22 protein-coding genes and 2 pseudogenes are annotated in these 25,524 nt (G+C 73.7%); 13 read left to right on the top strand and 11 right to left on the bottom strand.

Features of this window, described 5'->3' with window-relative positions; genetic code table 11:
• The first annotated feature begins 48 nt into the window (after window positions 1-48).
• The 3 genes from JK359_RS12620 to JK359_RS12610 all read left to right on the top strand — a co-directional run bounded on the left by JK359_RS12620 (window position 49) and on the right by JK359_RS12610 (window position 5,921).
• Entirely contained in the window at window positions 49-807 is a 759-nt protein-coding gene (locus JK359_RS12620; RefSeq protein WP_201835042.1) for a PaaX family transcriptional regulator C-terminal domain-containing protein, read from the top strand.
• A gap of 330 nt (window positions 808-1,137) precedes the next feature.
• Entirely contained in the window at window positions 1,138-1,617 is a 480-nt protein-coding gene (locus JK359_RS12615; RefSeq protein WP_201835040.1) for a hypothetical protein, read from the top strand.
• A gap of 8 nt (window positions 1,618-1,625) precedes the next feature.
• On the top strand, window positions 1,626-5,921 hold the full coding sequence (locus JK359_RS12610) for a cation-translocating P-type ATPase (protein ID WP_201835038.1): 4,296 nt from the start codon (window positions 1,626-1,628) through the stop codon (window positions 5,919-5,921).
• A gap of 168 nt (window positions 5,922-6,089) precedes the next feature.
• Here JK359_RS12610 and JK359_RS12605 read toward each other — a convergent pair whose 3' ends face one another.
• Window positions 6,090-7,169 (bottom strand): NADH:flavin oxidoreductase/NADH oxidase, encoded by a 1,080-nt coding sequence (locus tag JK359_RS12605; protein WP_201835036.1) that lies wholly within the window; start codon window positions 7,167-7,169, stop codon window positions 6,090-6,092.
• 128 nt (window positions 7,170-7,297) lie between these two features.
• Here JK359_RS12605 and JK359_RS12600 point away from each other — a divergent pair, with 128 nt between their 5' ends.
• Window positions 7,298-7,654 carry an ArsR/SmtB family transcription factor gene (locus tag JK359_RS12600; protein WP_201835034.1) on the top strand — a complete coding sequence of 119 codons (357 nt, stop codon included), beginning with the start codon at window positions 7,298-7,300 and terminating at the stop codon, window positions 7,652-7,654.
• 198 nt (window positions 7,655-7,852) lie between these two features.
• On the opposite strand, the gene JK359_RS12595 is transcribed toward JK359_RS12600, so the two are convergent.
• Window positions 7,853-9,190, bottom strand: coding sequence for an FAD-dependent oxidoreductase (locus JK359_RS12595; RefSeq protein WP_201835032.1), 1,338 nt, complete (start codon window positions 9,188-9,190; stop codon window positions 7,853-7,855).
• Between the two features lie 196 nt (window positions 9,191-9,386).
• Between JK359_RS12595 and JK359_RS12590 the strand changes: the two genes are divergently transcribed.
• Complete coding sequence (locus tag JK359_RS12590) at window positions 9,387-9,986, top strand: DUF6214 family protein (protein ID WP_372445399.1); 600 nt, start codon at window positions 9,387-9,389, stop codon at window positions 9,984-9,986.
• 18 nt (window positions 9,987-10,004) lie between these two features.
• Here the strand turns inward: JK359_RS12590 and JK359_RS12585 are convergent, their stop codons facing one another.
• The 5 genes and pseudogenes from JK359_RS12585 to JK359_RS12565 form a co-directional block, all read right to left on the bottom strand.
• Window positions 10,005-10,673: a TetR/AcrR family transcriptional regulator gene (locus JK359_RS12585; protein WP_201835030.1), complete on the bottom strand. Its 669-nt coding sequence runs from the start codon at window positions 10,671-10,673 to the stop codon at window positions 10,005-10,007.
• A gap of 383 nt (window positions 10,674-11,056) precedes the next feature.
• Window positions 11,057-11,212, bottom strand: a pseudogene (locus JK359_RS12580) (hydrolase); the annotation flags it as partial.
• Window positions 11,213-11,221: 9 nt separating this feature from the next.
• Complete coding sequence (locus JK359_RS12575; RefSeq protein ID WP_307788100.1) at window positions 11,222-11,866, bottom strand: phosphatase PAP2 family protein; 645 nt, start codon at window positions 11,864-11,866, stop codon at window positions 11,222-11,224.
• 324 nt (window positions 11,867-12,190) lie between these two features.
• Complete coding sequence (locus JK359_RS12570; protein WP_201835026.1) at window positions 12,191-13,126, bottom strand: M56 family metallopeptidase; 936 nt, start codon at window positions 13,124-13,126, stop codon at window positions 12,191-12,193.
• A 90-nt stretch (window positions 13,127-13,216) separates the two neighbouring features.
• Entirely contained in the window at window positions 13,217-13,783 is a 567-nt protein-coding gene (locus JK359_RS12565) for a DUF5134 domain-containing protein (protein WP_201835449.1), read from the bottom strand.
• Window positions 13,784-13,961: 178 nt separating this feature from the next.
• Here JK359_RS12565 and JK359_RS12560 point away from each other — a divergent pair, with 178 nt between their 5' ends.
• Window positions 13,962-15,806, top strand: coding sequence for an FUSC family protein (locus JK359_RS12560; RefSeq protein WP_201835025.1), 1,845 nt, complete (start codon window positions 13,962-13,964; stop codon window positions 15,804-15,806).
• Window positions 15,803-16,384 carry a MarR family winged helix-turn-helix transcriptional regulator gene (locus tag JK359_RS12555; protein ID WP_201835023.1) on the top strand — a complete coding sequence of 194 codons (582 nt, stop codon included), beginning with the start codon at window positions 15,803-15,805 and terminating at the stop codon, window positions 16,382-16,384. Before JK359_RS12560 ends, JK359_RS12555 begins: the two co-directional genes overlap by 4 nt.
• Window positions 16,385-16,511: 127 nt before the next feature.
• Here the strand turns inward: JK359_RS12555 and JK359_RS12550 are convergent, their stop codons facing one another.
• Both JK359_RS12550 and JK359_RS12545 read right to left on the bottom strand, forming a co-directional pair.
• The gene (locus JK359_RS12550; RefSeq protein ID WP_201835021.1) at window positions 16,512-17,561 is read right to left on the bottom strand and encodes an aldo/keto reductase; all 1,050 of its coding nucleotides are present in this window, start codon (window positions 17,559-17,561) and stop codon (window positions 16,512-16,514) included.
• Window positions 17,562-17,933: 372 nt separating this feature from the next.
• A complete protein-coding gene (locus tag JK359_RS12545; RefSeq protein WP_201835019.1) occupies window positions 17,934-18,326 on the bottom strand; it encodes a VOC family protein in 393 nt (130 codons plus the stop codon).
• A gap of 71 nt (window positions 18,327-18,397) precedes the next feature.
• Between JK359_RS12545 and JK359_RS12540 the strand changes: the two genes are divergently transcribed.
• Window positions 18,398-18,937, top strand: coding sequence for a GNAT family N-acetyltransferase (locus JK359_RS12540; RefSeq protein ID WP_201835017.1), 540 nt, complete (start codon window positions 18,398-18,400; stop codon window positions 18,935-18,937).
• A 38-nt stretch (window positions 18,938-18,975) separates the two neighbouring features.
• On the opposite strand, the gene JK359_RS12535 is transcribed toward JK359_RS12540, so the two are convergent.
• Entirely contained in the window at window positions 18,976-19,659 is a 684-nt protein-coding gene (locus JK359_RS12535) for a glycerophosphodiester phosphodiesterase (RefSeq protein WP_201835016.1), read from the bottom strand.
• A 404-nt stretch (window positions 19,660-20,063) separates the two neighbouring features.
• Here JK359_RS12535 and JK359_RS12530 point away from each other — a divergent pair, with 404 nt between their 5' ends.
• The 4 genes from JK359_RS12530 (at window position 20,064) to JK359_RS12515 (ending at window position 23,985) form a co-directional block, all read left to right on the top strand.
• Window positions 20,064-21,461, top strand: coding sequence for a DUF6421 family protein (locus tag JK359_RS12530; protein WP_201835015.1), 1,398 nt, complete (start codon window positions 20,064-20,066; stop codon window positions 21,459-21,461).
• A gap of 41 nt (window positions 21,462-21,502) precedes the next feature.
• Window positions 21,503-22,249 carry an SDR family NAD(P)-dependent oxidoreductase gene (locus tag JK359_RS12525; RefSeq protein WP_201835448.1) on the top strand — a complete coding sequence of 249 codons (747 nt, stop codon included), beginning with the start codon at window positions 21,503-21,505 and terminating at the stop codon, window positions 22,247-22,249.
• Window positions 22,246-23,316, top strand: a complete 1,071-nt coding sequence (locus JK359_RS12520; protein WP_201835014.1) for a threonine aldolase family protein — start codon at window positions 22,246-22,248, stop codon at window positions 23,314-23,316. Before JK359_RS12525 ends, JK359_RS12520 begins: the two co-directional genes overlap by 4 nt.
• Before the next feature lie 78 nt (window positions 23,317-23,394).
• Window positions 23,395-23,985: a transglutaminase domain-containing protein gene (locus tag JK359_RS12515; RefSeq protein ID WP_201835013.1), complete on the top strand. Its 591-nt coding sequence runs from the start codon at window positions 23,395-23,397 to the stop codon at window positions 23,983-23,985.
• A gap of 54 nt (window positions 23,986-24,039) precedes the next feature.
• Here the strand turns inward: JK359_RS12515 and JK359_RS12510 are convergent, their stop codons facing one another.
• On the bottom strand, window positions 24,040-24,768 hold the full coding sequence (locus tag JK359_RS12510; protein WP_201835012.1) for a lysophospholipid acyltransferase family protein: 729 nt from the start codon (window positions 24,766-24,768) through the stop codon (window positions 24,040-24,042).
• Between the two features lie 315 nt (window positions 24,769-25,083).
• On the opposite strand from JK359_RS12510, the pseudogene JK359_RS12505 reads away from it, so the two are divergent.
• Window positions 25,084-25,469 (top strand): annotated as a pseudogene (locus tag JK359_RS12505) (thioredoxin family protein).
• Window positions 25,470-25,524: the final 55 nt, after the last annotated feature.

Here is a 25,524-nt window from a genome sequence, read left to right as displayed (position 1 = left end):
CGACTGTAGCAATGATGCAACAACAGGGCGCACGTACAGTACGGACCCATGCGCATGAACGTCTCGGCGGAACCGGATGCGGTCGGCCTGCGACCGCTGTCGGCCCGGTCGGTCGTGCTGAGCCTGCTGCTCGGCACGCATCCGCCGGAGCTGCCGGTGAAGGACCTGGTCCGGCTGGTCGAGCCGTTCGGGGTCGGCGGCTCCACGCTCCGGGCCGCGCTGAGCCGGATGGTCGCCGCGGGAGACCTGCGGCGCACCGACGCCGTCTACCGGCTCAGCGACCGGCTGCTGGCCCGGCAGCGGCGACAGGACGACGCCGTGCGCCCGCGCACGCGCGCGTGGGACGGCGACTGGGAGATGGTCGTGATCACGGCGACGGGCCGCGGTCCCGCCGAACGCGCCGACCTGCGCGCCCGCCTCACCGGCCTTCGCCTGGCGGAACTCCGCGAGGGGGTCTGGCTGCGCCCGGCCAACCTGGACCGCCCTTTGCCGGCCGGCCTGCACCAAGTGGCCCTGACGTACACCGCCCGCCCCGAGGAACCCCCACGTCACCTGGCCGCCCGGCTCTGGCCGCTGGCCGACTGGGCGGCCGGTGCCCGCTCGCTGCTCGCCCGCGCGACCGGCGCCGACCGTCCGGCCGACCGCCTCACCGGCTACGCGGCGGCCGTCCGCCACCTCCTCGCCGACCCGGTCCTGCCGCCCGCCCTGCTGCCCGCCGACTGGCCCGGCGAGGCGCTGCGCACGGCCTACTCCGACTACCGGCGCCAGCTGGCCGCGGAACTGGACCTGCGCGACGACGCGCGCTGAGCCACCGCGACCCGAGGTGAGCGCCGTGCGGCGGGCGCTCACCCCCGGCCGCGCACCGACCGCCGCACCAGCGACCCCGCACCCCGCACCAGCGGTTGCACCCCCCGGCACGCGCCCGCACCAGCGATCCCGCGCCCGGCACCAGCGACCGGTTGCACCCCCCGGCACGGCGCCCGCACCAGCGGTCCCGCCCCCCGGCACACGCCCCGGATCAGCGGCCCCGCCCGCCCGCCCGCATGGCGTCGGCGCGACCGCCCGGAAAAACTTGGGTGACCAGCACGGTTGTGGGCACTCGGTGGGCACGCAAGACGTTCTCACCCGAGGAGAGTCATGGCTGAGCAGAAGTCGTCGTCGGTCCTCACGGCGCCCCTGCGCGGCGCGGCCTCGGTACTGCGCAGGGTGCCCGGCGCCGGAGCGGTGGGCAGGGCCGCCGAAGGAACGCTGGACAAGGTCGGCGCCGTCTCGCCCCGCGGACGGCGCATGGCGGTGTACGCCGGGGCAGGGGTGCTCGGTGCCGCCGGAGTGGTGGAGTGGCCCGTGGCGCTCACCGGAGCCGCGGTGGCCTGGCTCACCCAGCCCCGGCCCGCGCCCTCACAGCCCGAACCCGCACATGACATCGGCACCGCGGCGCTCAGGTCGGGCGGCGGGCCGTCCCACCGCGCCGGGGCGTCCGGCCGGGTCAAGGGAGAGCCGGGCGGCACGGCGGCTGCCAGCCCGCCCGAGGCCGCCCACGGCGTCCGGGCATCGGCCGCCAAACCGTCCTCCGGCCCCCTCGGGCCCGCCGCGCGGCCCGACCGCACCACACTCTGAGGAGGGACATGGCCCCCGGTCTGCTGACGGTACCCGCTGCCGCCGCCCGCCTGCTGCCCGCGGCCCCGCGGCTGCTCGCACGAGCGGCGGCACCGGCGGTCGGCATGGCCGCCGGCGCCGCCGCCGGAACCGCGCGCGCCGGTGTGCGCGGCGCTGACGCCGCCGCACGGGTGACACGGGTGGCTCGCAACGCACTGCCCGGCGCCGGCGCGCACTGGCGCGCGGGCGCCCGCTCGCACCTGGCCCTGCGGCCACTGGAGGAGGACCACGTCCGGCGCGCCGGGGGCACGGCCCACCTGGCTCGCCGGGTGGCCGAAGCACTGGCCGAACGGCCCGACGTGCTGATCGCCTACTGGGACGAGGGACTGGCCCGCCTGGTGGTGACCGCGACCGAGGAGGAGGCCGCCGACCGGGTCCTGGAGCACGCTGCCGACCTGGCCGCACGGCACGGCCTCGCGCTCGCCGGCGGGGACGTGGAGGAGACCACGCACCCGGCGGACCCGGCCGGGGTGCGCGCCGCGGTGGCCACGCTCGCTGCCGACGGCGTCGGCATCGGTGTGGCCCTGACCGCGTACGCGTTGCGGCTGCCGCCCTCGCCACGGGTGCTGACCGCGGTGGTGACCCTGCTGCGGGAGAACCCGCGCTTCCGTGCCCGGCTGCGCGCCCGGCTCGGCGACACCCGCATGGACCTCGCCCTGGCCTGCGCCAACGCCGCCGTCCACGGCGTCGGTCAGAGCCCGACCTCCCTGATCCTCGACGGCGCCCTGCGCGCCTGCCAGGTGGCCGAGACCGTGGCACGCTCGGCCGCCTTCGAATCGCTGCACGACCGGCTCTGCGCGCCCGGCCGGCTCAGCCTCGCTCAGGAAGGACCGCCGCGCCCGTCGCTGCACGTCTCCCCGGCGCAGGAGTACGCGGCGCACGCCTCCGCGGGCAGTGTGCTGGGCGCGGTGGCCACCATGCTCGTCAAGCACGACGGGGCCGAGGCGGCGGAGGCGGTGCTCGCCGGCTCCCCGAAGGCCGCCCGCTACGGCCCGGCCGCCTTCCACGCCGTACTCAGCGCGGCCCTGGCCCGTGCGGGGGTGCTCGTGCGCGATCCGGACCGGCTGCGTCAGCTGGAGATGGCCGGCACAGTCGTCCTGCACGCCGGGGCACTGCGCACCGAGGACGGCGAGGCCGACCCGTGGGCCGAGCCCGTACTGGACGCGGCCCGCCGGGCCGGACTCCGGGTGGTGCTCGTGGACGATCCCGCGCTGGAGGACTTCACCGGCCTCGCGGACCAGGTGGTGGACGCCCGCCGGCCGCTGGACGACGTCGTGTACGAGGCCGGTGGCGGCGACGGCGGCGCCGTGCTGGTCGCCGCCCGGGTGCGGTCGGCCGACGACCACGACGTCCTGGCCGCCCTGCGCGCCGCGGACATCGCGATCGCGCTCACCGACCGCGACGGCGCGGTGGTGTGGAGCGCGGACATCCTCGCCCTGCACGGGCTGCCGGACCTGTGGCGGGTACTGACCGCCGTCCCGGCGGCCCGCGGGGTCGGCCGGCGTGCCCAGACCCTGGCCCGCTCCGGTGCCGCCCTGTCGGGACTGCTGGTGGCGGTCGGCGAGTCCGGCGGCGGAGGCGGTCGCCGGGCCGTGCTGCCGGGGCTGCGGCACGCACCCGTCGACGCCGGTGCCGCGTCGGCCCTGCTCTCCGGGATACGGGCCGCACTCGGCGTGGCGGCGGCCCGCGCCCCGCACCCCCGTCCCCGCGTGCACTGGCACGAACTGGACCCCGACCAGGCCCGGGAACGACTGGAGCACGAGCCGGCCGCCGACACCGGTCCGTACGAAGAACTGACCGCCCGGCTGCGCAAGAGGGCGGGGGGCGTGATCAGGCACCCGGCCGCCGCACCGGCCCGCTGGTCCTACCGGCTGGGCCGGGCCGTCCGCGGGGAGCTGCACGATCCGCTCACCCCGGTGCTGGCCGTCGGCTCGGCGGCGTCGGCGATCCTCGGTTCCATGGTCGACGCGCTGCTCGTCGTCGGGGCTCTCGATCTCAACGCCCTGGTGGGCGGGATCCAGCGGCTGCGCGCCGAGGAGGCGCTGTCCGGACTGGTCGCGGAGCAGAAGCGGAAGGCGCGCCTGGTGCCGCCGGAGGAGCAGGCCCCGGCCGGCGGTAGCTGTACCGTCGAGGCGGGCCGGCTCCGGCCCGGCCACGTGATCCAGCTCCAGGCGGACGACGTGGTGCCGGCCGATGCCCGGCTGCTGTGGCAGGAGGGGCTGGAGGTGGACGAGTCCGCCCTGACCGGTGAGTCGCTGCCGGTGGAGAAGCAGACCGACCCCACCCCGCACGCCCCCGTGGCCGACCGGCGCTGCATGGTCTTCGAAGGGACCACCGTGGTAGCGGGGGAGGCCCGGGCCGTCGTGGTCGACACCGGCGACCGCACCGAGGCCGCCCGAGCCGTCCACCTCGCCGCCCGCAAGCCCCCGGCCGGCGGGGTGCAGGCCCGGCTCCAGGAACTCACCCGCAAGGCGCTGCCCCTGACGCTGGCGGGCGGTGCCGCGGTGACGGGGCTGGCGCTGGTGCGCGGCACCCCGATCCGCGAGGCGGTCAGCGGTGGAGTCGCGGTGGCGGTGGCGGCGGTACCGGAAGGGCTGCCGCTGGTGGCGACGGTGGCACAGCTGGCGGCCGCCCGGCGGCTGAGCCGCTGCGGGGTCCTGGTCCGCACCCCACGCACCCTGGAGGCGCTGGGCCGGATGGACACCATCTGCTTCGACAAGACCGGCACGCTCACCGAGAACCGGCTGCGGCTGGTGCGCACCTCCGACGCCGGGGGCGCGCTGCACACGGTGGACGACGCCGGCTCCGCGGAGACGATCCGGGCCGCAGCGCGGGCCTGTCCCCAGCTGAACGGCGGATCGGACCGGCCGGTGCACGCCACCGACGAGGCCGTGCTGGCCGCTGCCGGCCCCGACCCGGAGTGGACCCAGCTCGCCGGACTGCCCTTCGAGGCCGCGCGGGGGTACGCCGCCGCCGTCGGCCGGTGCGGGGACAGTCCGCGCGTCCTCGTCGTCAAGGGTGCCCCGGAAACCGTGCTGCCCGCCTGCCCCGGCCTTCCGTCGCACGCCTCCGAGGCCGCGCAGTCGCTGGCCGGCGGCGGTCTGCGGGTGCTGGCGGTGGCCGGACGACGGCTCGGCGAGGGCGAGCAGGAGAGCGACGCCCTGGAGCGGGCGCTGGAGGACCTGGAGTTCACCGGCCTGCTGGCGCTGTCCGACGTACCGCGGGAGACCTCCACGGCGCTGGTGACCGGGCTGAACGGGGCGGGCGTACGACCGGTCATGCTCACCGGGGACCACCCGCAGACCGCGCGGGCCATCGCCGCCGACCTGGGCTGGCCGGAGGACACCGTCGTGGTCACCGGCGACGAGCTGGCCGCGGCGGACCGTGCGGCCCGGGCCCGGCTCCTGCGCGACGCCGGCGTGGTGGCCCGGGTGGCGCCGGAGCAGAAGCTCCAGGTCGTCGAGGCGATGCGGGACGCCGGCCGGGTGGTGGGCATGGTCGGCGACGGCGCCAACGACGCCGCCGCCATCCGCGCCGCCGACATCGGCGTCGGCATCAGCGCCCGCGGCTCGGCCGCCGCCCGCAATGCCGCGGACATCGTGCTGACCGACGACGACCTGACCGTGCTCATCGACGCGGTCGGCGAGGGCCGTGCCCTGTGGCACAGCGTGGCCGACGCCATCGCCATCCTGATCGGCGGCAACGCCGGTGAGGTCGGCTTCGGCATCCTCGGCACGCTGCTGTCCGGGCGGGCGCCGCTGTCCACCCGGCAGATGCTCATGGTGAACCTCTTCACCGACCTCTTCCCGTCGATGGCGGTGGCCGTGACGGAGAAGGAGGGCGAGGCGGACCTCACCAACGTGGAGGAGGCCGCCGGCGTACTCGGCGAACCCCTGCTGCGGCAGATCCGGCACCGGGCCCTGACCACCTGCCTCGGCGCGCTCACGGCCTGGCTGATCGGCCGCTTCACCCCGGGCACCGCCCGCCGCTCCAGCACCATGGCGCTGTGCGGGGTGGTCGGCACCCAGCTCGTGCAGACACTGCTCGACCGCAGGGACAGCCGCCTGGTGCAGGTCACCTCCCTGGGGTCCGCGGTGGCCCTCGTGGCCGTCGTCCAGACCCCGGGCATCAGCCGCGCGTTCGGCTGCACCCCGCTCGGTCCGGTCGCCTGGGCCGGGGTCGTGGCGGCGATCGCGCTGGCACTGGCGGGGCAGCGGGCCCTGCCCCGCCTGGAGACCACCGTCGGCCGCCTGCTGCCGACCTGACCCGCCCACCCCTCCCGGGAGCCCGGCCCTGCACCGAAGGGCCGGGCTCGATCACGCGGGTGGTGCGGGTCCGGTGAGCGGGCGGGTTCAGACCGAGCGGGTGGTGCGGGCACGGTGAGCGGGCGATTCAGATCGAGCGGGTGGTGCGGGTCCGGTGAGCGGGCGGGTTCAGACCGAGCGGTGGTACGGGTCCGGCACGCGGACCTCGCCGCCCAGCTCGCGTGCGGCGTGCCGTGCCCAGGACGGGTTGCGCAGCAGTTCCCGGCCGAGCAGCACCACGTCGGCCTCACCGTTGGCCAGGATCTTCTGGGCCTGTCCGGCGTCGGTGATCAGACCGACGGCACCGACCCGCAACGGGGTCTCGGCCTTCACCCGGGCGGCGAACGGGACCTGGTAGCCGGGGCCGGCCGGGATGGTGACGCGCGGCGCGTTGCCGCCGGTGGAGACGTCGAGCAGGTCGACGCCGTGGGCGTGCAGGTCGTGCGCGAAGCGGACGGTGTCGTCCGCCGTCCAGCCGGCCTCCTCCAGCCAGTCGGTGGCCGAGATCCGGAAGAACACCGGCTTGTCCGCGGGCCACACGTTCCGTACGGCGTCCACGACCTCCAGTGCGAAGCGGGTGCGGTTCTCGTACGAGCCGCCGTACGCGTCGGTGCGGTGGTTGGAGTGCGGGGAGAGGAACTCGTGGATCAGGTAGCCGTGGGCGCCGTGTATCTCGGCGATCTCGAAGCCGGCTGCCAGTGCCCGGCGTGCGGCGGCGGCGAACTGGCCGACGATCTCCTCGATCTGCCCGACGGTCAGCTCGGTCGGCACCGGGTGGTCCGCGTCGAACGGGACCGGGCTCGGCGCGAGCGGCTGCCAGCCGTGCGCCTCCGGCCCGACGGGCGCGCCGCCCTTCCACGGCTGGTCGGTGGAGGCCTTGCGGCCGCCGTGGGCGAGCTGGACCGCCGGCACGGTGCCCTGGGCGACGAGGAAGCGGGTGATCCGGCGGAACGCCTCCACCTGGGCGTCGTTCCACAGACCCAGGTCGTACGGGCTGATCCGGCCCTCCGGCGAGACCGCGGTCGCCTCGGTCACGATCAGACCGGTGCCGCCGGCGGCCCGCGCCGCGTAGTGGGCGAAGTGCCAGTCGTGGGGGGCACCGGCCAGCGGGCCCTCCGCCTCGGCCGAGTACTGGCACATCGGGGCCATCCACACCCGGTTCGGGATGGTCACTTCGCGCAGGGTGATGGGCTCGAAGAGCGCACTCACGACGGACTCCGTTCGTCAGGGACCGCAGATGAGCTTGTACGGTACCCCTCGTACTACGAGAGATGTCAAACTACGACGCTTCTCGTACGATGTGGTCAGCAAGGAACACGTGACGAAGGGCAGCCGCCGTGACCGACACCGCCACCCCCGGCCGCGCGCTGCCCCACCCCGAACGGGAGCAGATCCGGCTGGAATCCGTGCTGCACGCGCTCTCCGACCCCATGCGGCTCCAGATCGTGCGCGAACTCGCGGCACGGGAAGCCGAGCTGAGCTGCTCCCAGTTCGAGCTGCCGGTGACCAAGTCCACCACCACGCACCACTTCCGCGTGCTGCGCGAGAGCGGGGTCATCCGGCAGGTCTACCGGGGCACGGCCAAGATGAACGGCCTGCGCCGGGACGATCTGGACGTCCTCTTCCCCGGGCTGCTCGACAGCCTGCTCGCCGCCGCCGGACTGCAGGCCGGCCGACTCGGCGCCGACGGCTGAAACCACCGACCGCGAAGCCGGCCGGGATGCCGGCCGGGACCGCGATCCAGGTCAGGAAAGCGGACGCGAACCGTTGCACGCCGTACCGCCCGGCGATCGTCGTCGGCGCGGCACCAGCGCTCGTCGATTCCGGTCCGCCGCGGGTGAGTCCTGCCGGCCCGGCCGATCCGGCCACCCCCGTGCGCTCACCCCCGTGCGCTACGGCACCCGCGCCGCGCCGAGGAGGGTGTCCCAGTCGGCCAGCTTGACCACGCCGCGGCCCAGCCGCGCCCCGAGTTCGGCCTCGGCCCGCTCGATCGCCAGCCACCCGTCCCAGGCCACGGGTGCGACGCCGGCCGCCCGCAGGGCCGTGACCGGATCGGCCGGCACGTCCGCGTCGCCGAGTACGGATGCGTCCGCCAGCAGGGAGGTCACCGTCTCCTTGGCGCAGGGCCGGTTGGTGCCGATGACACCCGTGGGGCCGCGCTTGATCCACCCGGCGACGTACTCGCCGGGTGAGGGCACGCCGTTCCGCAGGACACGGCCCGCCTGGTGCGGGATGGTGCCGCTCGCCGGGTCGAACGGCAGCCCTTCCAGGGGCACCCCGCGATAGCCCACCGAGCGCAGCACCAGCTGCGCGGGCACGTCCTCGTACCGGCCGGTGCCCGTCACACCGCCCTGGCCGTCCGGCACCGTCCGCTCGAAGCGGACGCCACCCACCCGGCCACCGTCCTCGAGCAGCTCCACCGGCCGCAGGAAGAACCGCAGCCGGATCCGCCGGGCGGCCGCGGTGGCGGGCCGCGCCGCCCAGTCGCGCAGCACCTCCACGTTGCGGCGCTGCACGGCCGGCAGCGCACCCGGATCACCCGGGTCCAGCGCCAGCTCGGCCTCCTCGACGGTGACCTCGGTACCGGGCAGCCCGCCCAGTTCCCGTAGCTCCTTGGTGGTGAAGCGTGCCTGTGCGGGGCCGCGCCGGCCCACCATGTGCACCTCGGAGATCCCGCTCGCGGCCAGCGTGTCCAGGGCGGCCTGCGGAATGTCCGTCGGCCGCAGCTCCGCCGCGCCCCGGACCAGCATGCGGGCGACGTCCACCGCGACATTGCCCACCCCGATGACCACGGCCGACCGCACCCCGCGCAGGAAGCCCGCGTCGGGCGCGTCCGGGTGCGCGCTGTACCAGGAGACGAACTCGGTCGCGGACCAGCTGCCCGGCAGCTCCTCGCCGGGGATCCCGAGCCGGCGGTCGGTGGCGGCGCCCACGCAGTACACCACCGCGTGGTAGAGCGCCCTCAGCTGTTCCACCGACAGGCCGCCGGGGCCGCCGCCCACCCGTACCCCGCCGAGGAAGCGCACCCGCTCGTGCTCCAGCACGGTGCGCAGGCTGCCCTGCAGGGACTTGATCTTCTCGTGGTCCGGCGCGACGCCGTAGCGGACCAGGCCGTACGGACACGGCAGCCGGTCCAGGACGTCCACGCGGACTCCGGGATCACGCTGAACGAGGCTCTGGGCGGTGTAACACCCGCTCGGCCCTGAACCGACGACGGCGACACGCAGCACGGCGGTACTCCTTGCCCCAAGGAGGGAGGTGTGCGGACGGCTCCAGCATGGCACCGCCGGACCCGCCGTGGCAGGGGCCGGCGGGGTGACGCGGGCGCGTGTCCCTCCGGATGGAGTGTGATCATGCGGTTACGTTGCGTGTGTGCTAGAAGCATCGTTTCTTAATCTCTCCGAACGGGGCGCGGAGGACGGCACGGTGTCCGTGTGTTCCGCGTGGGAGGTGCAGGAGCAGGGCGGTACCACCTCCTGGTTCCAGGTCAGGCTGGCTTTCCCCGACGGTGCCCGGTTGGACGCCCTGGCCGTGGTGAACGAGGGGTGCGTGTCCATCGAGGACGTCCAGGCGCAGCCGGCCCTGTCCCTCGCCGATCTGACGGTGCTCGCCGACTGGCTCGAGGGGCCCCTGTTCGAGGCGTGCGGTGCGGCCGTGCGGGAGGACGGCGCGTGCGAGGCGGAGGGCGGCTCGTGCGAGACGGAGGGCGGCGCGGGCTTGATGGAGGGCGGCGCGGGCTTGATGGAGGGCGGCGCGTGCCGGACGGAGGACGGCTGTCCGCCCGCCGGGCACGACGCCGACCCGGACGCCTGGGGTCAGGGTCCGCGCCGTGCCCGGCCGGCCTGGCCCCGGGGCATCGAGGGGCGCCGGCGCGTGGCGCAGGAGTACCGCACGGCACAGCAGGACGGTACGGATCCGGTGCTCGCCGTGATGAGCGCGACCGGGCACAGCCGGCGGCGCTCCCTCCGGCTGATCGCCCAGGCACGGGACTCGGGCTACCTGACGCCCCGCCACGCGCGCCGCTGAGCGGGCGGGACGGCTCGGTCAGGGGGTGCCCGGGCGTTCCTCCGTGGCGAAGAACCGGGACAGGTCCTGCACCCGCTGCTCCGCGTCCGGGGCGCTCTCCGGCGGCACGCCCAGTTCCCAGTCCAGCCCGTACCGCTCGAACAGCTCGGCCCGCAGCAGCGGAACGGGCATCGGGACCCCCGGTACCAGCGCCGCGTACACCGCGCCCATCAGCAGGGCCCGCAGCATCGGATAGTCGGCCGGGACGTTCTGCGAGCCGTACCGGGCCACGGTGTCGCCGAGCAGTTCCGACAGCCGGCGCTGCTCGGGGCACTGCACGAAACCCTCGCCCTGCAGCAGACCCGCCATGTGCTGGCGCATCAGCACCGGCTGGTCCCGGGCGAGTCCCAGAACCGCGTCGATGGCCCGGGCCAGCCGCTCCCGGCCGTCCTCGGTGCGCGGTTCCCGCTCCAGCCCCTCCTCCAGCGTGCGGTGCATCAGGCGGTGCACCGCCGACTGGACCAACTGGCGCTTGCCGGGGAAGTAGTACGACACCAGCCCGCGCGCCGAACCGGCCCGGTCCGCGATGTCGCCCAGCGTCGTGGCCTCGAACCCGCGCTCCCCGACCAGCTCAACTGCCGCCTGCAGCAGCCGTTCCCGGGAACGCCGCCGCAATTCTTCATTGACCGAGGCGCTGCGCGGGGACATCCTGTAACTCCTGCGTTGACTGGCTGCCAGCCAACTATACTCAACGCACCGGGCATTCCCGTTTTCGGGACCTGTCCGGAAAGGCCGTCCGTCTGGGGCGACACGGGGGATCGTCTCAGACGGACGGTACGGGGCCGTGCGGTGCGCTTGCGCGTTCATTTCGAGCGCACCGGCACCTCGTACGATGCCTGCAAGGCGGCCTCCCTTCACCGGCCCGCCCGGCCGAAGGCTGCCGGGCCGAAGGCTGCCGGGCCGAAGGGCTGCCCGAGGCGTCCCGGTCGCTCCTCACACGGCATTCTGCGTACGGGTCGAACCGATTTCACCCTGTGCAAGGCCACCCACCGGGATCTCCCGGGAACCCTGGGCCCTCCTCATCCGGGTCGCGGGCCGGCGCCGGCCGCCTCCAACGCCCGGGCAGCCCTGGTCAGTTCTCTGTCGGGCAGGACATGCCCGGTCTCGGCCGGTACCGTGCGCAGCCAGGCCTCGGCGGATTCGATGCGGAACAGCGTCCCGGAGAAGTCGAAGAGCACGGCAGCCATGCCGGGACTTCACCCACGTTCCTCCGCCCCCGGCTCCGACCGGCCGTGCCGCGGCCGCTCGTGGGCCAGTACCGCCAGCGCCACCACCAGCCCACCCAGCAGCCAGCCCCCCAGCACGTCCGAGGGCCAGTGGACGCCCAGCCACACCCGGGTCACGCCGACCCCGATCACCGAGACGAGCGCCGCCGCCACCGCCGTGCGCCACAGGACGCGGCCCGGCCGGCAGCGGTGCAACAGCCAGAGCAGCAGGCCGCAGACCACGGTGGCGGTCATCGCGTGCCCGGACGGGAAGGCCGCGTAGTGGGCGGAGTCGACGGGGTCCGCCCAGACCGGGCGGGGGCGGCCGACGGCGGCCTTCACCGACTGCTGCACGACCGCGGTCACCGCGAGGGCGGCTCCCAGCCACAGTGCCGACCACCAGGCCCCGCGCCGCCAGACCAGCCACACCGCGGCCGCCGCGCACACCAGGCGCATGGTGAGCGGGTCCCACACCCAGTCCGTCAGGATCCGGAAGACGTGCGTGACCACGTGGTCGTCGACCGCCCAGCGGTGGGTCGCGCGGGAGATGCCGCCGTCCGCAGACACCAGCGGATGCCAGCGAGTCGTGACGAGGACGAGCAACACCACGGAACAGAGAGCGAGGACGGCGGCCACGACGGCCACCGTGCGGAGCGTCGACCGCTGGGGGGACGGAGGGGAGGGCGGCGGAGGTGGTGAGGGGGGAGGTGGTGGAGAGGAGGGGGGAGGTGGAGAAGAGGGCGGGGGCGGATCCGGGGGCGGGGGAGTGGTGGGCCGATGGTGCATGCCGAGATCTTTGTCGATACGGCCGCCGGGGCCAAGCCCGGCGTGGCCGAGCCCGGCGTGGCCGAGTAAAGGGGCCGAGCGTCCCGTGGCGACCGGTCGCCCGTGCCGGCCGCCCTCGCGGAGGCCGGCACGGGCGGCCGGTGCGTGCTGAGCCGGTCCAGGTGGTCCGTCGCGTCAGGCCAGTGCCCGCAGGCCGGGCACCAGGGCCACCAGCACCGGGATCACCGGAACCAGCGCGGCGGTGGCCGTCAGGCGCAGACGGTGCCGTGCGGGGAGCCGGTCCGGGTCGGTCAGCAGGCGGTGTACGCGCTGCGGTACGTGCGCCTGCGGAGTCGGACCCGGACCGAACACGCCCCGCTCCTCGTTGAGTTCGACGAGAGCGAGTGCCGTCGTGAGCCGCCCGAAGCGGCGGGAGGCCGTGTCGTCGGCGGCCAGCTCGACCAGCCGGTGCATCTCGTCACGGAACGCCGCGAACACCGGGATCTGCGGGAAGCCGCTCGCGAGCGCGGCCGAGCAGTGCAGCAGCCAGTCGTGCCGTGCCTGCGCATGCCCCTGCTCGTGGGCGAGCAGGGCGTCCAGCTGACGTCCCTTCAGGCGCCGCAGCGCGGCCGTGGTGATGACCAGCTGCGGCGCCGTACCGGGCAGCCACCAGGCGTCGGAGCGCTCACCCTCCAGCACCACCAGCCGGCCGCTCATCCGCTGCTCACCGGGCAGCAGCGGCGCGCGTACGAGGAGTTCGTCCCGCCGCGTGCGCCGCCGTGCTCGTGTCCGGACGACCTCGCGCACCAGCATCGCCAGGGTCCACAGCCCGCCGGAGGCGAGCAGTACGGCGGTGGGTGCCGCCCAGGGGCCGGCCGCGCCGAGTGCGTACGCGTCCACGACCGTGCGCGGCGCCGTGGCGAACACGTGCCCGCGCACCGCTTGCCAGGCCGCCGCCGCGCTGAGCGTCATCGACAGTGCGCAACACAGCAGAACGGCGGCGACGACGCACTGCCACACCCAGAGGGCGACGACCGGCTCACGGTCCGGCCAGTCCGCCCGGGCGAGCAGCCGTGGGGCGAGGGCAGCGGTCAGGGCGCCGAGCATGAGCAGTGCCACGGGGACCATCATGGTCAGCACCCTATGAGCGCGAGGCCGCTCAGGGGTACGTTCCCCGGCACCAAGTGACGCAATCGACGCGCGTGTTGCGCAGCCCGGCGTTCACATCGCCAGCAGCATCGTCACCATGCCGATCCCCATCGACAGCCGGCACGCCCGGGCCAGCTCGGGGCGGTCCCCCCAGCGGGCCGGCGCGGGGCCGCCGGCCGCGGCCGAGGCTGCCGCGGCGGTCGGCACCAGCCGGACGCCGGAGAGCAGCACATAGCCGGTGAAGTACAGCAGGAGCGCGCCGGTCACCGGCGGGATGCCGTTGCCGCCGTGCGCGTGGTGGGCCTCGGTGGGCGGGGACACGGCCATGGCCACCGCCATGTAGACCATCGCGGAGCTGCCCACGAGGTGGTGCAGGTGGTGCCGGCCGCTGCGCGCGGTCCACAGCGCGCGCAGCGCCCCGGCGGCGAACACGGCCGCGTACACCGGCCAGGCCCAGCGCGGCGGTGTGAACACCGCGGCCGGTACGGCCATCACGGCCATGCCGAAGCCCATCAGTGCCTCGCCGCCCGCGGCCCGGCGCTGCTCCTCGACAGCGCTGCGCATCCGCAGCAGGCAGTAGGCCCCGGTCGCCGCGCACAGTACGACCAGCAGCCAGGCTGCCGACACCGGTCCGTGCACGCGTACCTCCCTGTTCGACGGTCGGTCCAGGGATGCGATGCCCAGGGCGGGCGGGGCGCACGCGAGCGCAAGGGTGTACACGGGGTGCATGCGGGGGAGCGTGACCGGTCACCGCGCCCTCGGCCCAGCATGTATTTCACGTATATTTCACTAGTAAACTATATGCTAGATTGACGTGATGAGCAGCGCGACCTCCCCCCGTCTCCCCCTCGCCGGAGTGCTCCGCCTCGGGCGGCCCTCGGACATCTGGTTCAAGCCCGCGCTGAGCGTGGTCGCCGCGGTCGCCCCGCCCGATCTGGCGCTGCTCGCTCTCGGCCGCCTCGACCTCGCCATGTACACAATGGCCGGGTCCCTGTGCGCCCTGTACGGCCACGACCGGCCCTACCCCGCCCGGGCCCGCGCCCTGGCCTGGGTGGCGCTCGGCATGGCCGGTGGTCTCGCCGTCGCTCTGCTCGCCGCGTCACTCACCACGGACGCCGCCGTCCTGGTGACCGTCGGCGCCGTTCTCGCCACCCTGCAGAAGACGGTGTGCGACGCCACCCGGATCGGACCACCCGGCAACGTGGTCCTCACCTTCATCAGCTCCGCCTCGCTCTTCGCCCCGCAGACCCCCGGCCAGGTACCCGGCCACATCGGACTGGCCCTGGCCGCCGGGGCGTGGGCCTGGCTGGTCTGCATGGCGCCCGGGCTGCTCCGCCCGCACGGCCCCGAGCGCCGCGCCACCGCCCGGGCCCTGAACGCCGCGGCCGACTACGCCGGCACGCGTTGCACCGCCGACGGCGACGCCGGCAGCCAGGGCACCGCCGGCGGCCACGCCGGCACGCGTTGCACCGCCGACGACGACGCCGGCACGCGTGGCGTCGCCGGCGGCCACGCCCGGGCCCGTGCCGCGAGCGCCGCCGCCGTCCAGGCCGCCAGGCAGTCGCTGCTCGCCGCCGGCGCCCGTCCCGACCCGACCCGGCGCGCCCTCGGACGGCTGCTCGTCCGTGCCGAGGTCGCCCACGCCGCACCCGCGGACTCCGACCCCGCGCGGCTGCGCGCCTGGGCCCGTGAGCTGCGCGGGACCGGGCCCGTCCCGCGCGCCGAGGAGCCGAGCGAGTCCGCCGGTGCACTCCTCGGCGCGGCAGCTGAACGCGCTGAACGCGCTGAACGCGCTGAACGCGCTGAACGGGCTGAGCGGGCTGAGCGGGCTGAGCGGGCTGAACGCGCCGAACGGCGCCGGCCGCTCCGCCGCCGCCTCGCCCCCCTGGCACCGCTCGCCGCACGCACAGCGGTCGGCTGCGCCCTCGCCGGACACGCCGCCCTGGCCCTCGGTGTCGGCCGCCCCTACTGGGCGCTGGTCACGGCGGCCTCCCTCTACCAGACCAACGTCACCCTCACCTGGAGCCGGGGTGTCCAGCGCGTCGTCGGCAACCTCGCCGGTGTCCTCGTCTTCGCCGCGGTCGCCCCGCTGGCCCACCTCCACCCCGTGGCCCTGGTGCTGTGCTGCCTCGCCCTCAACTTCGGCGCCGAGGCCCTGATCGGCCGCAACTACTGGCTCGGCAGCGTCTGTGTCACGCCGATGGCCCTGCTCGTCACCGAGTTCGCACGCACCCAGGACCCGGGGGAGCTGATCACCGAGCGGGTCGCGGACACCCTCGTCGGCGCGCTGGTCGGCTTCGTCGCCGCCGTCGCCGTGACCAACCGGCGCGCGGGCGCCCGGCTCGAGCACGCGCTGAGCGCTGCGGAACGCGTCCGCGAGAACACCGCCCGCCTGCTCGCCGAGCCGCACCCGGCGCCGCTCGCCCTGGAGTCCGCCCGCCGCTCCCTGGCCGCCGCACTGGCCGAACTGCGCGCCACGGCCGACGCCGCGTCCGGCGAGTGGTGGCAGCGCGCACTGCCCCAGGAGCGGGTCGTGCTCGCCGAACAGTCCGGACACCGTACGCTCGCGGCGACGGTACGGCGTACGGGGCTCGTACCGCAGGACCGGGTCGTGGACACGGACCCGGGCCCGGACAGGACGACGGAGGAGATACGCCCATGACGGCGACGAACGGCGGACCGACGCCCGGCAGCGACGCGACCGGTGACCGGCCAGGGGCCGGCACGGACCCCGCGCGGAGCGACACCGTCGCCGTCGTCGTCCGCCAGTGGCGGGCCGTCCACCCGGAGCTGGACACCGGCCCCATGGAGATCATCGGCCGGATCAACCGCTGCGCCGCCCTGCTCCAGCAGGCCGAGGACGCTCCGCTGCGCCGGGCCGGCCTCAGCCGCCCCGAGTTCGACCTGCTCGGTGCGCTGCGCCGCACCGGACACGAGCTGACGCCGGGGGAGCTGGCCCGCGAGACGTTCTCCTCCGGGGCCGCCGTCACCAAGCGGCTCAAGCAGCTGACCGAGCGAGGCCTGGTCGAACGGCGCGGCGACACCCGCGACCGCCGCGTCGCCCACCTCCGCCTCACCGAAGCAGGCCGCGACCTCGTCGACGGCATCCTCCCCGAGCAACTCGCCTACGAGACGTCCGTGCTCTCCGCCCTGTCCTCCGAGAGCCAGGGCGAACTCGCGGGACGGCTGTCGGAGTTGCTCAGCCGCCTGGAGAGCCAGATGCACGCGCTGCGGGCGTAGGGCTCCGGCCACCGGGAGCGCGCCGGTGCGCCTGCCGGCATCCGGGCGGGGCCGAGGTCGCCGCGGCCCCGCGATCCACAGGCGGTGGCGGCCTCGCCACGAGGCCCGGGGCCCGGGAGCCCGGTGGCTACAGCACGTCGTGGACCGTGCGGCGGTAAGTGGACCGGCGGTCCTCGAGGTCCGTCCAGCGGTCGCCGTAGACGTTGCGGGTGACGGGCGGCTCCCGCAGGAACTCGTGCGGGAAGCCCAGCGGGACCGCGCTCACCTCGTCCAGCCGTGCCAGCGCGTCCGCGTCCAGCCGCACGCCCGTGCTCGCCAGGTTGTCGGTGAGCTGCTCCGGCTTCGTCGCCGCGACGATCGGTACGACGTTCCCCGGCCGGCCCTGCAACCAGGCCAGGGCCACCTGCGCCGGACTCCAGCCGCCCTGCCCGGCGATGTCCAGGACCGCACTGATGACGTCCTCCTTCCAGGACTCCGCCTGCTTCCCGGCCGCCTCCAGCCGGCCCCGTTCCCCGCGCCGGTACTTCCCGGTGAGCAGGCCCGCGGCCAGCGGGGCCCAGGCGAACACCGTGAGGTCGAAGGCCCGCGCCTGTGGCAGCAGCTCGCGCTCCGGGCTGCGCTCCAGCAGGTTGTAGCGCAGCTGCGAGCCCGCGAAAGCCGTCCAGCCGCGCAGCTCCGCAAGGGTGTTGGCCTGGGCGATCTCCCACGCCGGCCAGTCCGACACCCCCACGTACAGCACCTTGCCCGAACGCACGGCGTCGTCCAGGGCCCGCATCACCTCGTCCACCGGGGTGAAGTTGTCGCGGGCGTGCACCCACAGCACGTCGAGCCGGTCCGTGCGCAGCCGACGCAGGCTGTCCTCGACCGACTGCACGAGGCTCTTGCGGTGGTTCCCCGCCGAATTGGGGTCACCGTCGTGCGTGCCGCAGGTGTACTTGCTCGCCAGGACGAACCGGTCACGGCGCCCGGAGAGCAGTTCGCCGAGGATGGCTTCCGAGTTGCCCGCGGCGTAGATGTTCGCGGTGTCGATGAAGTTGCCGCCCGCGTCCGCGTAGGCGTCGACGATCCGGGCGCTGGTTTCCTTGCCGGAACCCCACGCCTCGTCGCCGAAGGTCATCGTGCCGAGCGCCAGCTCACTGACGCGCAGACCGGTCCGTCCGAACAGCGTGTACCGCACGTGTGTCCCCTTCCGAGCAGTTGGTGCGTACGACGCCGACGCTAGGAGCTGGAGCGCCCTCCAAGGCAAGCCGCTGCTCAGCAGCCCCCGCACAACCGCTCAGGCGCAACCCGCCTCAGCCCGCTCGTCCGGTCAGCTCAGCCCGCTCCAGCCCGCTCGCCGCTCAGCCCTCCTCGCCCGCCCGGAAACCGGCGGCTCACCGCCCGGGGCCAGGCGTACGCTGCCTGCCTGCCTGCCTGCCTGCCTACCTGCCTGGCCGGCCCGCCCCAACGTCACGCCCGCGACGCGGGCCTCTCCGGCGTCGGCACCAGAGACCGGCGTCGGGACAAGAGACCGGCGTCGGGACAAGAGACCGGCGTCGGCACCAGAGAGTCAGATGCCCGGCCGGTACCGCAGCGGATGGTCCGCCGGGACCTCCACCAGGACGATCGGGACACCGTCCGGGTCGGCGATCCACATCTCGACCAGGCCCCAGGGTTCCTTCACCGGCGGACGGACGATCTCCACGCCCTTCGCCCGCAACTCCTCCTCCGCGGCCGTCACGTCCGCGACCTGGAGCCACAGCCGCACGCCCGGCGAGGGCGGGGCCTCGGACCTGCCGGAGACCTCGAGGAAGCCACCGCCCAGGAAGTACACCGTCCCGCGCCCCGGCCCCGTACCGAACTCCCGGTACACGGCCAGGCCCAGTTGCCCGCCGTAGAAGGCCCGGGACCGCTCGGGGTCGGTGGGCTGCAGAAGTGTCCGACTGCTGAGTACCTGCACCATGCATGCGCAGCCTAGTGGCAGGGTTACCCTCATCCCTGGCTCAGCCACGCCCGAGATCGGAGACCGCGCCCATGGACACCCCCGCCACCGGACTCACCTTCCGTGACGCCACCGACGCCGACGTCGAGCCCTTGGTCGCGCTGGTCGAGTCGGCGTACCGCGGAGACTCCAGCCGGGCCGGGTGGACCACCGAGGCGGACATCCTGGAGGGGCAGCGGACCGATCCCGAGGGCGTGCTGCGGGTCATCAAGTCGCCCGACAGCCGGCTGCTGACGGCTGAGCAGGACGGCCGGATAGTCGCCTGCTGCCAGCTCGAACACCGTGGCGCCCACGCCTACTTCGGCATGTTCGCGGTCAGTCCGGTCCTGCAGGGCGCGGGCCTGGGCAAGGTCGTCATGGCGGAGGCGGAGCGTCAGGCCCGCGCGACCTGGGGCGTCACCGAGATGCACATGACGGTGATCTCGGTCCGCTCCGACCTGATCGCCTGGTACGAGCGCCGCGGCTACCGCCGTACGGGAAAGATGACGCCGTTCCCGTACGGCGACGAGCGCTTCGGCATCCCGCAGCGCGACGACCTCCAGTTCGAGCTGCTCGTCAAGAAGCTCGCCTGATCGTTTCGGCGTGGCGTCCGCGGCCGTCGGCGCGCGGCCTACGCCGTGAAGCGCCCCGTGCGCTTGATCTCCGGGTAGTCGGTCGTCGCGCCGTCCAGCTCCAGGGCCCGGACCAGGCGGAGGTGGTCCGGGGTGTTGACCACCCAGCCGATGATCCGCAGGCCGGCCGCGCGGGCGTGCTCGACGATCTCCAGGGTCAGCCGGCGGATGTTCAGGCAGACGGTCGGCGCGCCCACGGCGACGGCGCGGTCGACCACGTCGGTGCCGTAGCGGCTCGCGATCAGCGCGGTGCGCACGCCGGGCACCAGCCGCGCGATCTCCGCCACCGCCTCGTCGTGGAACGAGGACACCTCCACCCGGCCGGTCAGATCGCGCGCGTGCATCACCTCGGCCAGCGCCCGGGCCGCTGCCACATCCTTGATCTCGGCCTGCAAGGGCGTGCGCACCGCCTCCAGGACCTCCTCGAACACCGGCACCCGCTCCCCGCGCCCCGCATCCAGTGCGCGCAGCTCGGCCAGGGTCTTCTCGGCGATCGGGCCGGAGCCGTCGGTCGTGCGGTCCACGTCCGTGTCGTGCATGACGACCAGGGCGCCGTCCTTGCTCAGGTGCAGATCGAGTTCGATCAGGTCGAGGCCGGCCTGCTGCGCGGCGACGAAGGAACGGAGGGTGTTCTCGGGCTCGACGCCCATGACCCCGCGGTGACCGATGGTAAGGAAGTTCAAGGTTCAACTCGCTTCCGTCGACGGCGGCTCGGCGACGCGCGGCCCGGCGGCCCCCGTTCCGGACTTCGGTGTCCACGCGGCAGGGTCGCAGCCTAACGGCCGGACGGCGTGATGAACCCGCATGTGCGCGGGGTGCGGGGGCGCGAGTCAGGCGGCGACTGGCCGGTATCCGCCCCGCCCGTCACCCTCCCGTGGGCGCGTCCCCGCCGGCCTTGACCGAGCGGGTCGCTGCAGGGTCACGCTCGCCCGCCCTCGGCGGAAGTGAGCGTCGTCACGGTTTACCGCCGGAAAAATGTCGGTGACCAAGGCATCGGACAGAATAATTTCCCGACCGGGCTCTTGCTGAGAGAAACCGGGTATGCATACGGTGTCCATACGCGAGGTTCTCCCGTGAAGGATGGGACATGATGGAAATTCTTGAGCAGGCCGGTGCGGAGGAGCAGGTTCCTTCGCTGACCAGGGTGGTCGAGCACCCGTCCTGGCCCGTTCTCAAGGAGACGGTGGAGCGGATCCGGCCGTGGCAGTCGAAGGACGGATCGATCGACTTCGCCGCCGAGGGTGCCCCGCAGCAGGCCGACGCCCTGGCGGCGGTCGAGCGTGTCGCCGACGCGGTCGAGCAGCTCTCCCCCCTCGTCCCGCACGACGCCGCGTACCACCAGGCCCTCGTGAAGGACCTGCGCCGCTGGGCCGAGGGCGGCTTCCAGGTGCCGGACTTCCTGGACTCCCTGCTGGCCTTCCAGCCCGCCGCGAACCGGACGGACGGCCTGCAGCACCTGGTCGTCTTCCCGATGTACACGCAGAACGGCAACCTGGACCGCAACCTCGAGGCGGTCGTGCTGCGCATGGTCTGGCCGGACTGGCTGGCCGAGCTGGAGCGCACCCGCTACGACAACCCGCTGTTCTGCGGCATCACCTTCGAGGACTTCACCTCGGGCTACGACACCAACTCGGCCGTGCTCTTCCCGGAGACCATCGCCGTACGTGAGGCGCCGGAACGTTTCTCCTGGGGTGGCATCTTCTGCGACCGCGAGGCCGCCCGCTTCCGCCGGGTCACCGACGCCGCCGTCGACATCCTGGGCCTTCAGCTGCCCGAGGACATCGCCGCCATGGTCCACGACCAGAAGCGCTGCGAAGACGCCTTCGTGCTCTGGGACATGGTCCACGACCGTACCCACAGCCACGGCGACCTGCCGTTCGACCCGTTCATGATCAAGCAGCGCCAGCCGTTCTGGATGTACGGCCTGGAGGAACTGCGCTGCGACCTCACCGCCTTCAAGGAGGCCGTGAAGCTGCAGGCGGACGGTGTCCCGCAGGCTCGTGACGTGCAGTACGCGGTGCTCTTCGACCGCATGTTCCGCTTCCCGGTCACCGGCGACCGCAACCGCAACTACGACGGCCTCGGCGGTCAGCTGCTCTTCGCCTACCTGCACAAGCACGACGTCCTGAGCTGGACCGACAACAAGCTCTCCATCGACTGGGAGCGCGCCCCGCAGGTCACCAACCAGCTGTGCGCGGAGATCGAGAAGCTGTACAAGGACGGCATCGACCGCCCGAAGCTGGTGCACTGGTTCGCCGGCTACGAGCTGGTCTCCACCTACCTGGCCCCGCACCCCGGCTCGAAGTGGGCCAAGGGTCCGGACGCCCTGGACCTGACCCAGCCCCCGCGCAAGCTCGTGGACGACGTGCTTCCGGACGAGTTTCCGCTGAGCATGTTCTATGAGGCCCTGTCCAAGAAGCTGAAGAATGTGATCGCCTCGACCAAGGGCATCACGGCGGACGGCGCCGAGCGGCTCGCCGCGTGAGCGGCCGCCTCCAGAACACGGCTCAAGAGGGGAAGAACATGGTGGGGAACGGGTCTCTCAGTGGTGCGGTGATCGCGGTGGCCGGCGCGGGCGGACCCGCCGGGCACGCGACGCTGGTGCGGCTCGCGGAAGCGGGCGCGGTGGTCGTCGGAGCCGACAACAACCCGGAGCGCCTGGCGGAGGCCGTCGACGCCGCCCGCTACGCCCGCGGCGGCGCCACGGTCACCGGCGAGACGGTCGACCTGCTCGACCTGCAGTCCACCCGCGACTGGGCCGCGCGCATCGAGAAGGACCACGGCCGCGTCGACGGTCTGGTCCACCTGGTCGGCGGCTGGCGCGGCAGCGCGACCTTCGCCGAGACGGACCTGGCCGACTGGGAGCTGCTGGAGAAGCTGCTGGTCCGCACGGTCCAGCACACCTCTCTCGCCTTCTTCGACGCCCTGCAGCGCAGCGAGCGCGGACGCTACGTCCTCACCAGCGCCGCCGGCGCGCAGAAGCCGACGGCCGGGAACGCGGCGTACTCCGCGGCCAAGGCCGCCGCCGAGGCGTGGACGCTCGCCATGGCGGACGGCTTCCGCAAGGCGGGGGGCGAGGCGGGTCCGCGCTCGGCGGCTGCCATCCTGGTGGTGAAGGCGCTGGTGCACGACGCGATGCGCGCCGAACGCCCCAACGCGAAGTTCGCGGGCTTCACGGACGTCAAGGACCTGGCCGAGGCCATCGAGGGCGTCTGGAGCAAGCCCGCCGCCGAAGTGAACGGAAACCGTCTGTGGCTGACCGAGAAGCCGTGAACCCTCCCAAGACCGACGCGCGTCGCCGTCACGACCCGGAGGTCCGCGGTTTCGCCAGTGACAACTACGCCGGGGCGCACCCGGAGGTGATGGCCGCCCTGGCGCTGGCCAACGGCGGCCATCAGGTGGCGTACGGCGAGGACGACTACACCGACAACCTCCAGGGGATCGTCCGCGGCCACTTCGGGGCCACCGCGGAGGCCTTCCCGGTCTTCAACGGCACCGGCGCGAACGTGGTCGCCCTCCAGGCGGTCACCGACCGCTGGGGCGCGGTGATCTGCGCGGAGAGCGCGCACATCAACGTGGACGAGGGCGGCGCGCCCGAGCGCATGGGCGGCCTGAAGCTGCTCACCGTGCCCACGCCCGACGGCAAGCTCACGCCCGAGCTGATCGACCGGCAGGCCTGGGGCTGGGAGGACGAGCACCGCGCGATGCCGCAGGTCGTGTCGATCACCCAGAGCACGGAGCTGGGCACGCTCTACACGCCCGACGAGATCCGCGCGATCTGCGAGCACGCCCACGCGCACGGCATGAAGGTGCACCTGGACGGCTCCCGGATAGCCAACGCGGCCGCCTCCCTGAACGTGCCGATGCGGACGTTCACCAACGCGGTCGGCGTCGACATCCTCTCGCTGGGCGGGACGAAGAACGGCGCGCTGTTCGGCGAGGCCGTCGTCGTCATCAACCAGGACGCGGTGCGGAAGATGAAGCACCTGCGGAAGATGTCGATGCAGCTGGCGTCCAAGATGCGCTTCGTCTCCGTGCAGCTGGAGGCGCTGCTCGCGAAGGACCTGTGGCTGCGCAACGCCCGCCACGCCAACGAGATGGCCCAGCGGCTCGCCGAGGGAGTCCGCTCGGTGCACGGCGTGGAGATCCTCTACCCGGTGCAGGCCAACGGCGTCTTCGCCAAGCTCCCGCATGACGTGAGCGAGCGCCTGCAGAAGCGGTTCCGCTTCTACTTCTGGGACGAGGGCGCCGGGGTGGTGCGCTGGATGTGCTCCTTCGACACGACCGAGGAGGACGTCGACGCGTTCCTGGCGGCGCTCAAGGAAGAGATGGCCCGCTAACCCCACACATTGCATGGATATGCGGTCACCTGAAAAGTCATTGACGGTCGGGTGATCGCATTTCTATGCTCTGCGGGCATGGAGCTGATCCAGAACACGGACGATCTGTCCGCTTATCTGATCGCGGACGAGGTCATCGATCATCACCACCCGGTGGTGCGGGAGACGGCAGCGCGCCTGGCCGTGGATGCCGCCGACTCGTATGAGTATGCGCGCACCGCCTACGCATTCGTACGGGACACCATCCCGCACTCCGAGGACTCCGGCGAACTCCGGGTCACCTGGCGCGCCTCCGACGTGCTGCGGCTGGGCACCGGCATCTGCCACGCCAAGGCCCATGCCCTCGCCGCCCTGCTGCGGGCCGAGGACATCCCGACCGCCCTGTGCTACCAGCGCCTGACCGGCGAAGGGGGCGGCCACATGGTCCACGGCCTGGTCGCGGTCCGCTTCAACGGCGCGTGGCACCGGCAGGACCCCCGCGGGAACAAGCCGGGTGTCGACGCCCGGTTCTCGCTGGACGGCGAGCGGCTGGCCTGGGTCCCGGACCCCGCGTCGGGTGAGCGGGACTATCCGGCCCTGTACGCGGCACCGCACCCGGCCGTCCTCGCCGCGCTGCGGTCGGCTCCCGACCGGCCCGCCCTGTGGAAGACGCTCCCCGGCAGCCTGTGAGGCGATGCGGGAGCGAGGGCCACGAACGCGTGACCGGCCGCACCCTCAGCCCGCTCAGCCCACCTCGGCGGCTCGCAGCTGCTCGACCGTGGGCGCCGTGCCGCCCAGGTGGGTCGGCAGCCACCACGAGTCCTCCGGGCCCTTGGGGCGGCCGGGGTAGGCGCGCTGGGCGGCGTCCAGGAGTTCCTGGACGCGCTCGCGCAGGCGTCGGGTGATGGCGCCCGCGTACTGGTCGCGGGGGGCCTCCACCGGCTCGCCGACGCGGATGGTGACCGGCAGGTGGCTGCGCTTGAAGTTGCGCGGGTGCCCCTTCGTCCACAGCCGCTGGGTGCCCCACACGGCCATCGGCACCAGCGGGACGCCGGCCTCCTGGGCCAGTCGGGCCGCACCGGACTTGAAGCTCTTCAGGGTGAAGGACTGCGAGATCGTCGCCTCCGGGAACACCCCGATGACCTCGCCGGAGCGCAGCGAGTCCAGCGCGTGCGCGTAGGCGGCCTCGCCCTGATTGCGGTCCACCGGGATGTGCTTCATGCCGCGCATCAGCGGACCGGAGACCTTGTGCCGGAAGACGGACTCCTTCGCCATGAAGCGCACCAGGCGCTTCTGCGGGAGCGCGGCCAGGCCGTTGAAGATGAAGTCCAGGTAGCTGATGTGGTTGCTCACCAGCACGGCGCCGCCCGTGCGCGGGATGTTCTCCGAGCCCTGACAGTCGATCTTCAGATCCCAGACCTTGAACAACGTCTTGGCGAGACCGACGACGGGACGGTAGACCAGTTCTGCCATGGGCGGAACGGACCCTTTCTGCTCTGCTCGGGAAAGGGCTCCCGGCGGGAAAGTTACGCAGCCGTAGGTTTACGGCGTCTCGCAGATCGTGCCCCAAGAACGGACGGGGAGCCAGCCCTGGTGCCCCGCGGCGGCGAGATCCTCGTCACGTCGGCCTACATTCCGGCTCCTCTCGCGGTCTCCTCGCCGTCTCCTCTCTCCCCGTCTCCCCCTCGCCTGAGTCGCCGAGTCGTCCGGACCGTCCGAGTCCTGCGACCCCTCCGAGTCGTCGGCGGCGGGAATCTTTGCCGCCACGTGAACGCTTGCGTCGATGTCCTGCTCGCGACGGCGGGCGTCCATGGAGTGCCGCAGGGCGGCGGAACGGGAGAGTGCGGGTGCGCGGGCGCGAGGACGGAATGCGGCTCGGAGTGACCGAACTCGGCGGCGAACTGGGGGAGCGGGCCACGCTCGTGCAGTTCTCCAGCGCCTTCTGCGCCCCCTGCCGGGCCACCCGGCGCGTGCTCGGCGAGGTCGCCGCGATGGTCCCGGGCGTGGCGCACATCGAGATCGACGCCGAGGCCCACCTGGACCTCGTGCGCGAACTGGAGATCCTGAAGACGCCCACCGTGCTGGTCCTGGACGCCGGCGGCCGCGTGGTCAGGCGTGCCGTCGGACAGCCGCGCAGGGCGGACGTCATCGCGGCCCTGGGCGAGGCGGTGTGACGGGGCTTCAGGGCACGGTGAGACAGCTCCCAGATCCCGGAACGCACTTGACTGT

This window comes from Streptomyces actinomycinicus (assembly GCF_016741775.1).
GTDB classification, from domain to species: domain Bacteria; phylum Actinomycetota; class Actinomycetes; order Streptomycetales; family Streptomycetaceae; genus Streptomyces; species Streptomyces actinomycinicus.
This window is presented reverse-complemented; position numbering and strand designations above follow the sequence as displayed.

Bases quoted from the DNA above. Each gene is read 5' to 3' on its own strand.
- JK359_RS12620 (WP_201835042.1), top strand. From the start codon at position 49: ATGCGCATGAACGTCTCGGCGGAACCGGATGCGGTCGGCCTGCGACCG.
- JK359_RS12615 (WP_201835040.1), top strand. From the start codon at position 1,138: ATGGCTGAGCAGAAGTCGTCGTCGGTCCTCACGGCGCCCCTGCGCGGC.
- JK359_RS12610 (WP_201835038.1), top strand. From the start codon at position 1,626: ATGGCCCCCGGTCTGCTGACGGTACCCGCTGCCGCCGCCCGCCTGCTG.
- JK359_RS12585 (WP_201835030.1), bottom strand. From the start codon at position 10,673: ATGTCCCCGCGCAGCGCCTCGGTCAATGAAGAATTGCGGCGGCGTTCC.
- JK359_RS12570 (WP_201835026.1), bottom strand. From the start codon at position 13,126: ATGATGGTCCCCGTGGCACTGCTCATGCTCGGCGCCCTGACCGCTGCC.
- JK359_RS12560 (WP_201835025.1), top strand. From the start codon at position 13,962: ATGAGCAGCGCGACCTCCCCCCGTCTCCCCCTCGCCGGAGTGCTCCGC.
- JK359_RS12555 (WP_201835023.1), top strand. From the start codon at position 15,803: ATGACGGCGACGAACGGCGGACCGACGCCCGGCAGCGACGCGACCGGT.
- JK359_RS12545 (WP_201835019.1), bottom strand. From the start codon at position 18,326: ATGGTGCAGGTACTCAGCAGTCGGACACTTCTGCAGCCCACCGACCCC.
- JK359_RS12540 (WP_201835017.1), top strand. From the start codon at position 18,398: ATGGACACCCCCGCCACCGGACTCACCTTCCGTGACGCCACCGACGCC.
- JK359_RS12530 (WP_201835015.1), top strand. From the start codon at position 20,064: ATGATGGAAATTCTTGAGCAGGCCGGTGCGGAGGAGCAGGTTCCTTCG.
- JK359_RS12515 (WP_201835013.1), top strand. From the start codon at position 23,395: ATGGAGCTGATCCAGAACACGGACGATCTGTCCGCTTATCTGATCGCG.
- JK359_RS12510 (WP_201835012.1), bottom strand. From the start codon at position 24,768: ATGGCAGAACTGGTCTACCGTCCCGTCGTCGGTCTCGCCAAGACGTTG.